The 12,357-nt window shown below is 54.8% G+C and carries 10 protein-coding genes; 9 read left to right on the top strand and 1 reads right to left on the bottom strand.

From position 1 onward, the window contains the following. The first annotated feature begins 146 nt into the window (after nucleotides 1–146). The 8 genes from pglZ to tam all read left to right on the top strand — a co-directional run bounded on the left by pglZ (nucleotide 147) and on the right by tam (nucleotide 10,647). Complete coding sequence (gene pglZ / locus NUV89_RS02195; protein WP_257780132.1) at nucleotides 147–2,768, top strand: BREX-1 system phosphatase PglZ type A; 2,622 nt, start codon at nucleotides 147–149, stop codon at nucleotides 2,766–2,768. Continuing rightward, the gene (brxL, locus tag NUV89_RS02190) at nucleotides 2,752–4,806 is read left to right on the top strand and encodes a protease Lon-related BREX system protein BrxL (RefSeq protein WP_257780131.1); all 2,055 of its coding nucleotides are present in this window, start codon (nucleotides 2,752–2,754) and stop codon (nucleotides 4,804–4,806) included. Before pglZ ends, brxL begins: the two co-directional genes overlap by 17 nt. Before the next feature lie 873 nt (nucleotides 4,807–5,679). After that, complete coding sequence (locus NUV89_RS02185) at nucleotides 5,680–5,997, top strand: transposase (RefSeq protein ID WP_257780130.1); 318 nt, start codon at nucleotides 5,680–5,682, stop codon at nucleotides 5,995–5,997. Further along, nucleotides 5,994–6,329, top strand: a complete 336-nt coding sequence (gene tnpB, locus NUV89_RS02180; protein ID WP_257780129.1) for an IS66 family insertion sequence element accessory protein TnpB — start codon at nucleotides 5,994–5,996, stop codon at nucleotides 6,327–6,329. The genes NUV89_RS02185 and tnpB overlap by 4 nt, the downstream gene beginning before the upstream one ends. 49 nt (nucleotides 6,330–6,378) lie before the next feature. Beyond that, nucleotides 6,379–7,956: an IS66 family transposase gene (locus tag NUV89_RS02175; protein WP_257780128.1), complete on the top strand. Its 1,578-nt coding sequence runs from the start codon at nucleotides 6,379–6,381 to the stop codon at nucleotides 7,954–7,956. Between the two features lie 9 nt (nucleotides 7,957–7,965). After that, the gene (locus tag NUV89_RS02170) at nucleotides 7,966–8,334 is read left to right on the top strand and encodes an ASCH domain-containing protein (RefSeq protein WP_218820663.1); all 369 of its coding nucleotides are present in this window, start codon (nucleotides 7,966–7,968) and stop codon (nucleotides 8,332–8,334) included. A gap of 80 nt (nucleotides 8,335–8,414) precedes the next feature. Next, complete coding sequence (locus NUV89_RS02165) at nucleotides 8,415–9,299, top strand: hypothetical protein (protein ID WP_257780127.1); 885 nt, start codon at nucleotides 8,415–8,417, stop codon at nucleotides 9,297–9,299. A gap of 586 nt (nucleotides 9,300–9,885) precedes the next feature. Then, the gene (gene tam, locus NUV89_RS02160) at nucleotides 9,886–10,647 is read left to right on the top strand and encodes a trans-aconitate 2-methyltransferase (RefSeq protein ID WP_257780126.1); all 762 of its coding nucleotides are present in this window, start codon (nucleotides 9,886–9,888) and stop codon (nucleotides 10,645–10,647) included. Between the two features lie 21 nt (nucleotides 10,648–10,668). On the opposite strand, the gene NUV89_RS02155 is transcribed toward tam, so the two are convergent. Beyond that, nucleotides 10,669–11,232: a cysteine hydrolase family protein gene (locus tag NUV89_RS02155; protein WP_257780125.1), complete on the bottom strand. Its 564-nt coding sequence runs from the start codon at nucleotides 11,230–11,232 to the stop codon at nucleotides 10,669–10,671. Between the two features lie 96 nt (nucleotides 11,233–11,328). On the opposite strand from NUV89_RS02155, the gene NUV89_RS02150 reads away from it, so the two are divergent. Beyond that, complete coding sequence (locus tag NUV89_RS02150; RefSeq protein WP_257780124.1) at nucleotides 11,329–12,288, top strand: GlxA family transcriptional regulator; 960 nt, start codon at nucleotides 11,329–11,331, stop codon at nucleotides 12,286–12,288. Nucleotides 12,289–12,357: the final 69 nt, after the last annotated feature.

The raw sequence follows: 12,357 nt of genomic DNA, 5'->3' as shown, positions 1-12,357 counted from the left end.
GCCTAAGGCATTTTTTACCAGCACGCAAAATTTTTTTATTGGCACTCTTTGACTACCCGATGGTGGTGAGTCAGATTGATTTATTTCTTTGGTAGAAGGCGCATCATAAGCGCTTTTTTGGTTTTAACCGCTGGGGGCGGTGATTGATGTCTGAGCTATCCGCACAACTCGAAAGAATCATCGATAGCCTGCGACAGCAGTTTTCCCGCAGCCGGGTGGTTTGGTGGGAGGATCCGCAGGGAGAATTCAGCGAAATACTCGAAGCTCTGCCATTGCAAGATGTGCAGATTTTACGGCGGTTTGCGACGCCTGCGTTGGCAATCAAGCGGCAAATCGAGGTGCTTGATCCCGTAGGTCTGTTCCTCATTTATGAAGACCGAATCAGTCCTGATCCTGACCAGGACTGGCTGTTGGATATTCGTCTCTATGCTGCGCCATTTGCAGCAGATCGCACCTCCATGCTGTTGCAGGAGCTGGGGCTGCGTCAGCACAGCTTACGTGAGCACTTGAAGGAGCGTAGTGCGTTCTTCGCCAGCAAAGAACGAGTGGCCCGGATTTCTCGCCTACTCGGCCCGGATGACGATGAAGCGGCACTGGATCTGAAGATCCTCGCAGTGCTAGTTAAGATTGAACAAGCCGAGCTGTTTGCCGTGCTCACGGCCATTTTTGCGACCTTGGCCGAGGCCGATGAACTGGAAAATAACCAACTTTGGGAGTCAATTACCAAGTTCGACATGCAGCCAATGTTTTGGCAGCTGATGCAAAAAGCATTTGGCTATCAGCATAGCGAACCTACTCTGCGGCATTTTTTGGTGCGGTTGTTCGCTACCGATATGGGGCATGCCTTGCATGCTCAGGCCCCAGCCAACCTCAAAGCTCTTCAATTGAACCCGGCGCGTGCTGCGAATGTTGCCGTGTTCTTGTCTCAGTGGCGCGATAGCACTCTGCGTCAACATTCCTATGATCGGTTTTCGAAGCGAATTGCTACTGATTTGCGCCCTGCGGAGCTGTTAGCGCAGGTGCCGCTAGAGGCGTTAATGGCGGTCAGCACTTTTGTCGATGTTGAGCGGCTTATCGCTGAGCGGCTCCGGGATGCGGTGCTCAATAACACCAGCGAAGTTATAGGCCAGCAACTGCGTGATATGGCTAGTAGGCGGATGGATGGCTACTGGGCAAACCCGCGCTGGCCAGATAACGATGATGCCAATCGCTCCATCTGGTACGGTTACTACCGTTCGCTGATTGCTGCTTCCGAGCTGTTCGAGCTGAAGTTGCGTTACGGTGCAGGCTTTTCCTTTGCCTCAGCTGATGCATGTTACAGCGCTTATACCAGCGAGCTTTATCGTTTCGATCAGTTGTATAGGGCATATCACGAGGCTGCGGATGCAGTGTATGCACGTAGCCCTGATGCGCTGTCACCGCTGACTACCCGAGTTGAGCAGGATTATTTGAACGGATTTCTGCAATCCTTGGCTCAAAAGTGGGGCAGTTTCCTTGACGCCGGTTTGCTGCAGCAGTGGCAATTACCCGATGTACCTAATCAGCAGAATTTCTATGCAGAGCACGTTGAACGCTATCTGAAGGGGGGGGAGGATCGGCGGGTGTTTGTGGTCATCAGTGACGCACTGCGCTATGAGGTTGCTCAGGAGCTGAATGAATCGCTCAATGGTAAGTATCGCTTCTCCTCTGAGCTGAGTAGTCAGCTTGGCGTGCTGCCTTCGTATACTAAGCTTGGCATGGCCAGTTTGTTGCCCCACAAAGTGCTGAGCTATACCGATGCTGGCTTGGTACAAGTCGATGGTCTGAGCAGCGATGGTCTGGAATCACGTAACAAAATTCTGGCAGGTGTAAATGGCCTAGCGCTACGAGCCGAAGATTTTTTGAACATGAACAAGACTGATGGACGTGAACTGATCAAGCCTTATCGGGTGATCTACATCTATCACAACAAGATTGATGCCGTCGGTGACACCTCCAGCACTGAGAGCAGCACCTTCAGTGCCTGCCGCGATGCTATTGGGGAGCTAGAGTCCATCGTTAGTCGTATTATCAACAACCTAAATGGCCATCGCGTTCTGGTGACTGCTGACCACGGTTTTCTGTTCCAAGATTCTGCGCTTGAGGCGCTTGATAAGAGCAAGCTGCTCGCGAAGCCGGCAGGCAGTATCGTATCGAAGAAGCGCTACCTGATTGGTCGCAATCTCGGTAGCAGTGATCAGGTACACGCTGGCTTTATTCGAGACACTGCAGGCATCAGCGATGACATGATGTTCTGGTCGCCGAAAGGGGTGAATCGTTTCCACTTCGTTGGCGGGGCAAGGTTTATTCATGGTGGTGCGAGCTTGCAGGAAGTGGCTGTGCCGGTGCTCAAGGTGCAGCAGGTAAGAGGGCAGAAGGCCAAGGAGACGGCCGTACGCAAGGCGCAGGTCACGGTGTTGGGGAACAATTTCACAATCACCACGAATCGCTATGTGTTCAATTTGTTGCAGACCGAACCTGTATCCGAACGTGTGCATCCGGCTGTATTGCGCGTAGGGTTATTTGATGAGGATGGTGAAGCCGTTTCGGTTGTTGAGCAGGTTTCCATGGACAGCGATTCGCAGAATCTCGACCAGCGTCAGCGAAAGGTGATTCTTACCCTGTTAAACCGGCCTTTTTCTTCGAGCGAACGCTACTTCTTCAAGCTGCTGGACACTGAGACCGACGTCGAGCAATTCCGCATTGATGTGCGTATCAACCTGGCGATTAGCAATGACTTTGACTTCTGACAGCGGCAACCCTGAACTCGACCTGGATGCCCGGTTGAACCAGCATTTCACTGGCAAGGTGGTGCGCAAGGATCTGACCAAACGCTTGAAGGAAGGGATCAATGTGCCTGTGTATGTGCTGGAGTATTTGCTCGGCATGTATTGCGCCTCAGACAACGAAGAGGTGATCGTTGATGGTCTGGAGACTGTAAAGCGCATCCTTGCAGAGAACTATGTACGCCCGGATGAGGCGGAGAAGGTCAAATCCAAGATTCGTGAGCGTGGCAGCTTTAAGATCATCGACAAGGTTTCAGTCAGCCTGAACGAGCGCCGCGATATCTATCAAGCTCTGTTTATGAATCTGGGAGTCAAAGACGCCGAGATCCCTAGTCGTTTTATCAAGGAGTTCGAGAAGCTACTGGCGGGAGGTATCTGGTGCATCGTAACGCTGAATTACCTCTTCGAAGAGGGCGCGAAAGGTTCGCCCTTCACTGTGCATGACCTCAAGCCAATTCAGATGCCCAACATGGACATGGAGGCGCTGCTGGAGGCGCGTAAGAATTTCAGTGAAGAGCAGTGGCTGGATGTATTGTTGCGCTCGACCGGCATGGAGCCTGCTCATTTCAATGTGCGCACGAAATGGCATCTGCTCACCCGGATGATTGCCTTCGTCGAGAACAACTACAACTGCTGCGAGCTTGGCCCTCGCGGTACAGGCAAGAGTCACATTTACAAGGAAGTCAGCCCCAACAGCATTTTGGTGTCCGGTGGTCAGACCACGGTTGCCAACCTCTTCTACAACATGTCACGTAGGCAGATTGGCCTGGTCGGGATGTGGGATGTGGTTGCCTTCGATGAGGTAGCCGGTATCTCGTTCAAGGACAAGGACGGGGTACAGATTATGAAAGACTTCATGGCCTCTGGCTCATTTGCCCGTGGCCGTGACTCCATCTCAGCCTCTGCGAGCATGATGTTTGTTGGCAATATCAACCAGCCGGTCGACACCCTGGTGAAGACGAGCCACCTGCTGGCCCCATTTCCGAGTGCAATGATCGACTCTGCCTTTTTTGACCGTTTCCATGCCTATATCCCCGGCTGGGAAGTCCCGAAGATGCGTCCTGAGTTTTTCACCAACCGCTATGGGCTGATCACCGACTACCTGGCGGAGTTCATGCGTGAGATGCGGAAGCGCAACTTTGCTGACGCCATCGACCGTTATTTCAAGCTGGGGAATAACCTCAATCAACGTGACACGATTGCTGTGCGCAGGACGGTGTCAGGTCTGCTCAAGCTGCTGCATCCGAGCGCTGACTATGACCGCGAAGCGGTACGACGCTGCTTAGAATACGCCCTGGAAACGCGCCGCCGGGTGAAGGAGCAACTGAAGAAGATCGGTGGAATGGAATTCTTCGATGTGCACTTCTCGTACATTGATGCAGATACTCTTGAAGAAACCTTCATCAGCGTGCCAGAGCAGGGCGGTGGTGGGTTGATTCCTGAGGGGCAAGGCAAACCAGGGGCAATGCACTTGGTATCCACTGGTGCTAATGGCCATCTGGGGCTGTACCGTCTGGAAACCCAAATCACCGCAGGCAGCGGCAAATTGAACATGTCAGGCCTGGGTAGCAGTTCTTCTGCAAAAGAAGCACTCAAGGTCGCTTTTGATTACTTCAAGGCCAACATCAATCGCGTCAGCGCTGCTTCAAAAGTCGGCGATCACGATTACCACCTACATGTCGTGGAGCTTCATAACACCGGAGCCCCAAAAGCGCTAACCTTGGCAGCTTTCGTCGCTTACTGCTCTGCTTTGATGCAGAGACCGCTTCAAGCACAAATGGTGGTGTTGGGAGATATGAGCCTTGGCGGAAACGTGATACCCGTGGAGAACTTGGCCGAGTGCATGCAAGTGGCATTCGATGCGGGAGCAAAGCGTATTCTCTTACCGATGGCCAGCGTAACCGACATCCCCACCGTACCGGGTGAGTTGTTTGCCAAGTTCCAGACCAGCTTCTATAGCGATCCGGTGGATGCGGTTTTCAAAGCGCTTGGGGTGAGCTGAGTTAGGATGCATCCCTCCCCGCGAATCGCTGCAGGCAGTACTCATAAATGGTCATGGCGTCGCTCAAAGCCTGCAGTTATCCGGGAGAACATGCGTTACGTAGTCTGACCTGACAGGGATGAGGTGATTTGGCGGTGTAATTCGCCGTTTCAGCAGTGCGTGGGGGCTCTATGACTCGTACAACCCAGAAAAAATCTAACTTGCGACGAGGCCGGCCCCGGCTCAAAATGCAACGTACTATCTATCAAATCAAATTGTCCGGGTGGGAGTTCTCATGGTCATTCAGTCTAGCGCTTCCAAATAGTTTTAAGGCTGGCGAAGGCCATTATCATGAGAATTTGATCCTGACTCTGAAGGGCGAAGTGCTCTACCCGGAGAACTTCAAATACCCGGAGGTTGAGTGCCAGCTCTACGCGGATCCTCAATTGATTCAAGACATAGCCCCCCCAAAAGGAATTGGGTCTATGACAGCAAGCGGGAAACGGTTGGTTGCGTATATAGCAGTGCCCCGCGAGCGGATTGACACCCTGGTTGGTGCAGCCGAACGACTACAGTCCTTAGAGTTGAACGCCACACCTCTGCATTACCGCCGTGCGCTGGTTATGTCGATTAATTTGAGTACAGAGCCAGAGTCTGATTGGTGATTCTATTGCGGGCGTCCCTGATCCCCTTCAGGTAGACTCCCCAGTGAAACCAATTCTATTCAGTAACTATTTACCACTAGATATTTGTTTCTTTGCCTGTCTGGCAATCATTCATTCGTTTGGTTCGCTGAGATGGATGTTCGTAAGCGAACGGTGAACCCACCTACCGTTCTCCCAAATTAAGGGCGATGGTGTCCGCCTATTTTTAAGCGGACGCGATAGCCCTTAAATGCGCCAACGAAGCTCTTACCCCAAGTCGTTCAAAGCCCAGGTTGTCCAGGAATGCCTGCAACCCGGCGCCTCCATTTCCAGCGTTGCCATCAGTCACGGCATCAATGCCAACGTGATCCGTAAGTGGCTGCCACTTTTCCGAGATCAACCACCCGCAACCCTGCCAGCGTTTGTTCCGGTAAAGGTCGCCCCGAAAAGGCAGGCCGAGTCATCGGTGATCATCGAGCTGCCAGTTGGCGAGCAAACCATCACGGTGAAATGGCCGCCTTCCGATCCCGAAGGATGTGTCCGTTTTGTCCGTGGACTTGCTTCGTGATCCGCATCGACGCAATCTGGCTGGCTACCGAACCGATGGATATGCGCTCCGGCACCGAGAAAGCCCTCGCACGAGTCGTGTCTGTCTTCGGTGCGGCGCAGCCGCACTGTGCTTATCTCTTTGCCAACCGCCGGGGCAATCGCATGAAGGTGTTGGTGCACGACGGCCTGGGCGTTTGGTTGGCGGCGCGCCGTCTGCACCAGGGGAAATTTTCCTGGCCGAGCAATCGGCATGGTGACCAAATGGAGCTGAATTCTGAGCAGCTCCAGGCACTGGTGGTCGGTCTTCCCTGGCAACGGCTTGGGTCTGACGGAGCCATCCGTAACCATTAAGAGACATGGATGACATACATCGATCAGCAGATCGGGCAGAGTCATCGCCATGATTCCTACTCCTCCTCTCGATCAGCTCGACACCGAACAACTGCGCAGCCTCGCTGCGCAGTTGCTCAAACGCGTTGAGCATCTAGATACGCAGCTGGCGAGCCTCGACAAAGAGGTACTGCATCAGAAGACCCGCAACCAGCAACTCATTCACGAAATAGCCCAGCTCAAACGCCACCGCTTCGCCAAACGCTCCGAGTCGTTCAGCCCGGATCAGGCCAGCTTGCTTGACGACTTGATTGAGACCGATCTGGCCGCCATCGAAGCAGAGCTTGAAATCCTGGCACCGAAGCCAGCACAATCGGCAGTCCGCCAGCAACCCAAACGCACTGCGTTGCCTGCCGAGTTTCCTCGCACACTGATTCATCACGATCCCGAAAACACCCAGTGCCAATGCGGCTGCGCCCTCAAGCGCATCGGCGAAGACGTCAGCGAGAAGCTCGACTACACGCCTGGCGTGTTCAGCGTAGAACGGCATATTCGTGGCAAATGGGTCTGCAATAACTGCGAGACCCTGATTCAAGAGCCAGTGCCGGCGCAGGTGATCGACAAAGGCATCCCGACTGCCGGACTGCTGGCCCAAGTGATGATCGCAAAATACGCCGACCATTTACCGCTGTACCGCCAAGAGCAAATCTTCGGGCGAGCCGGTCTCGCAATTCCTCGATCAACACTGGCCAGTTGGGTCGGCGCTTGCGGCGTGCAATTGCAGCCACTGGTCGATGCCCTGCGCGAAGTCGTGCTTGAGCACAACGTAGTGCATGTCGATGAAACGCCGGTGCAGATGCTCGCACCGGGCGAGAAGAAAACCCACCGTGCTTATGTTTGGGGCTACGCCACGACGGCGTTCGCTGAAATCAGCGCGGTGGTGTACGACTTCAGCCCTGGTCGCTCGGGCGAATATGCCCGCAACTTTCTGGGCGAGTGGAAAGGCAAGTTGGTCTGTGATGATTACAGTGGTTACAAAGCCAGTTTTGCACTTGGCGTCACTGAAATCGGCTGCATGACCCACGCCCGCCGTAAGTTCTACGACCTGCACGTCACCAATAAAAGCGTGCTTGCCGAGCAAGCGTTGCGGTACATCGCGGCTTTATATGAAGTTGAACGCGAAGTTCGCGATTTGGAACCGGATGTCCGGCGACGAATACGTCAGGAAAAAGCAGCGCCCCTGATGGACGCGTTTCATGCCTGGATGATCGCCCAGCGCGAGCTTGTGCATGAAGGTTTGGGGATTACCAAGGCGCTGGATTACAGCCTCAAGCGATGGGCTGCGTTGAGTCGTTACCTGGACGACGGCACGGTGCCGATAGACAACAACCATATCGAGCAGCAAATTCGACCTTGGGCGCTTGGGCGCAAGAACTGGTTGTTTGCTGGCTCGCTACGCAGCGGTCAACGTGCTGCGGCGCTGATGAGTTTGATCCAATCGGCCAAGCTCAACGGGCATGATGCATATGCTTATCTGAAGGACGTCCTTACTCGCCTGCCGACGCAACGGGCTAGTGAAATTGGGGAGTTGTTGCCGCACAATTGGAAAGCTATTGAGGCAACAGCTTTCCAAGCATCCGGCAGTTAGGAGAAAACCATCAAGGCTTTATCAATTGTACGACCTAGCGGCGGTCGAATCGCTTCAGGCGAGAAAACGCTCGAAGTGCGTCGTTGGTATCCAAACTTGGATCCTTCTGATGATCTGTTGATTGTCGAAAATGGGAGGTTTCTTCATAGCGATGGTGATGAAGACGACAACGGTATTGCCGTCGCAATTGTACGGGTGAAAGCCGTGCGCCCATTTGTCCTGGCGGACATGCAAGCGGCCTGCGCGAGCTATTTTGAAGACGGCTGGCTCGCTTGGGAGCTGTGTGACTTAAGGCCAGTCACACACTCTGTGGGCATCCGCGCGGCACGGGGTATCTACGAAGTAGACTTCTTGCTCCCGACAGACGCTGATCATTAAGCAAGATGTGTTGGGCGAACGCTTACGGATGTTCGCGTACCATGGACGTCTCTTTACCTGCTCGTTAGGACTCTATAAATATGAGCGACACCAATTACATTGAAAAAATATTTGGCGCCGATGGTTCGCAATTTATGCGGTTCGCGCTGAAACTAATTGAAGACTTCGAGGGGGATTCGACTACCTACACGTACATGCCCCCAACCGAATTCGACTCGCTGATGCGGAACGACTGGAAATCTGGCACGAAGGTTTATTGGGAGGAAATGCTAGGGAGGGCGCATCTCGCGGCAGCGGCATCCATAATTCGAGCATATCGATGGTCAGATGGAATGGTCGCATGTTACTCGAACAGTTTATTTTTACCTTTCTGTGCATGCTTTCGAGCACTTATTGAGTCCACCGCCGACACGTATGACGCTCTGGGCAATGTAGCTATTACTCTTGCTGAGTGTAGAGCTGATGTGAATTCAGCTCTACAGCTCATGGCAAAACATGGTGTGTTGGCTACAGAGCTAGAGGATAAGCTGATACATTTTTCTCATGCGAGGAAATTGTCCAAGCAGGAGGTGGCACCGCCCTCTCACACTGCAAAGCAGGCCGCCGAGTATATACGCGCTTTGGAAAAAGCAAACTTGCCTGGTTTATATGAGTGTTATTTAGAACTTTGCCAATACACACATCCTGCTGCTCACAGTGTTGCAAGCTTACTGGTGCCCATTTCAGAAGATTCGTTCTTGTTGGCTCCGGCATATGATCAGATTCGGATTGAGGCGCTAATTGAGAAGCACAAGTCGCTCGTGTTACCGCTTTTGATGTTTGCCTTCAATCCCGGTGCTCTGGTGTTGAAGGTTTTGTTGCACTTCGATACACCGCAGTTCCATTCTCAAAGTATACGTAATATTGACCTTAGTGGGGTCAGTGGATGGGTTCGCTGTGCTAAAAAGATGGGAGTTCAGCCCTAGTTGGTTACAGCCGCACTTTGCCAAGAGTTCTTGATCACTAGCGTAAGGTGGATCTTGACCCGCAATCCTCGGAGGGTAGAGAAGGAATGCCCGAACCTCCATCAGAGGCAGATTATTACTATTGAGGCCTCGTGGTGATCTTGAGGCCGTCCAGGTCGCTGGCACAGGCTCGCCATTCTACTTTTAATGAGAATCGTTTCGAACTCTATGCTCGGAGGATTGGTACCGTTCGTCTGGTTTTAAGCGAGGCTTAGAAGATCATCCTTAAAAAATAAGGTCGTCGGTTTTTGTAAAGTTTTGAGAGCGTTATGAGGCATAAATTTACGAAAAACGTTACGATAATTGTCTATAAATATGGGCGTTGTCGGTAAAACATCCAATAAAATATGTCGTTTCACTCACTCACCCATCCGACTTATTGGCTTTCTGGTGTTCATAACCGTTCTAAGGTCCAACGGCCTGAACGAGCAAAACCCCCGATAGCGTAGGCTTCGGGGGTTTTTTATTGCCGATCAATCCGGGTATTTGTCCTGGCGGTCTACAAGATTTAGGCTGTGGCCCACCTTTAACGATAAGGAGAGCCGTGATGACCTGGTCAGCCAAGCAATACACGATGTTCGAACAGCAGCGCACCCGCCCGGTCCGTGACCTGGTGGCGGCGATTCCTAATAGCGAAGTACGCACCGCCGTCGACCTGGGTTGCGGCCCCGGCAACTCCACCGAAGTATTGGCCAAGCGCTTCGGGCAAGCCCACGTCACCGGCATGGACAGCTCCGACGACATGCTCGCCGACGCGCGCAAACGCCTGCCGGCACTGAGTTTCGAGCTGGCGGATATTGGCGACTGGAACCCAGCGGAGGCCTTTGATGTGATCCTGGCCAACGCATCCCTGCAATGGTTACCGAATCACGCCACGTTGTACCCGCACCTGGTCAACCAACTGACACCCGGCGGCACGCTGGCGGTGCAAACCCCGGACAACCTCGACGAGCCCGCCCACCGGCTCGCCCGCGAAGTCGCTGCCGAGGGCCCATGGGCCGCCAGGATCGGCGCGGTCAAACACAATGAGCGCCACGCCGCGAGCTACTACTACGAGCTGTTGAGCAAACACTGCAGCACCGTCGATGTGTGGCGTACTACTTACCTGCACCCGCTGGCAGACCACGTAGCGGTGGTGGAGTGGTTCAAGGCATCGGCCCTGAGACCGTTTCTAGCGCCGTTGACCGATAGCGAAAAGACCGCCTTCCTACAGGAATACCAGGCGCGGATTACCCAGGCTTACCCAGCCCTGGCCGATGGCACCGTATTGCTGCCATTTCCGCGCCTGTTCATCATCGCGACCCGCTAACGTCGGGCAGGCACGTGGCGGTCAGGCCGCCGCCGCTTGCCCCTGCAAGTATTCATCTGCCGACAGCACACCCGCATAGCCAAATGCCAGTGAGGCCATATACGCCCCATGCACCTGCGCGGCCGGAATCACCTGGCCATTGAATTCCAGCTCCCGGGTGGCGCAGGCGTCGTGAATGACCGTGACCTTGTAGCCCAAATCCGCCGCCGCCCGCACCACGGCATCGATGCACATGTGGCTCATGCTGCCGACCACCACCAGTTCGGTGATGCTGCGTTGCTCCAGCAGTGCACGCAGATGGGTCTCGCGAAACGCATTGACGAAATGCTTCAACACCACCGGCTCGTTGCCCTCGTTCAGCACCTTGGGATGCAAATGCGCACCCTCGGAGCCCGGCGTGAAGAACGGCGCGTCCTCGGAGGTGAACTCATGACGCACATGAATCACCGCATCACCGGCCTGGCGAAACGCTTGCAGCACCTGCGCAGCCTTGTCCGCCGCAGCGTCCACGCCGTCAAGTGGCCACTTGCCCTGAGGGAAGTAGTCGTTCTGGATATCGATTAGGATGAGTGCCTGCTTGGCCATGGGAATTGCCTCGTGATGGGTTGATGGGCCCAGTATCTTCGCTGGCGCCTGCACCTGGGATTGGCTGCACCGACAATAACAGGGGGAAAACTGACAATGGTCGTTGTTGAGTTGGGTGTGTTGATCTACCAGGGCGCGCAACTGGCCGCCGTGCATGGTTTGACCGACTTGTTCGGCGTGGCCAACCGGATCGCCGCCGAGCATCAATCGGCGCAATTGCCGTTGCTGCGGGTCAGTCACTGGCAAGTTGACGCACAGGGCAAGCCGCTGCGCGTCTTCGACAGCCACCCCGGCCCCGAGCAGCCGATGATGGCGGTGCTGGTGCCGCCGTCCATCGGCGAGTTTACCGAAGAACAAACGCCACCGGCGCTGTTGGCGTGGTTGCGCCAGCACCATGCGACGGGCACGGTGCTGGGCGGCGTGTGTATTGGCTCGATCATGCTGGCGCGCAGTGGCCTGTTGGATGGGCGCAGCGCCACGACCCATTGGTCCTCGGCCCAGTCCTTCGCGGCCCGCTTTCCGGCGGTGCGCCTGGAGGCGGATAAACCCATCGTCGATGACGGCGACCTCATCACCACGGCCGGGCTGATGGCCTGGTCCGAACTGGGCCTGCGCCTGGTGGACCGGCTGATGGGCCCGAGTATCGCCGCCGACACGGCACGTTTCCTGGTGATCGAGCACAGCGACAGCGCCAGCCAGTGCGGCAGCAACTTCGCGCCGATCCTGGGGCATGGCGACGGCGCCATCCTCAAGGTTCAGCACTGGCTGCAAGCCAGCGGCGCGGTGGATGTGTCTGTCGCCGCCATGGCGCAAGAGGCAGGCCTGGAGGAGCGCACTTTCCTACGGCGCTTTCGCAGCGCCACCGGTTTGAAACCCACCGAATACTGTCAGCACGTACGTGTGGGCAAGGCTCGGCAAATGCTCGAGTTCACCAATGGCACCATCGATCACATCGCCTGGACTGTGGGCTACCAGGACCCCAGCGCCTTTCGCGCCACCTTCAAGAAGATCACCGGGCTGGCGCCCAGTGATTACCGAAGTCGATTTGGCGTCTAAGAACCTGGTGTTCTCTAAGCCGTCTTCGCGAGCAAGCCCGCTCCCACATTGGAATGCATTTCAACTGTG

The organism is Pseudomonas sp. 18.1.10 (assembly GCF_024655625.1).
In the GTDB taxonomy this organism is placed as follows: domain Bacteria; phylum Pseudomonadota; class Gammaproteobacteria; order Pseudomonadales; family Pseudomonadaceae; genus Aquipseudomonas.
This window is presented reverse-complemented; position numbering and strand designations above follow the sequence as displayed.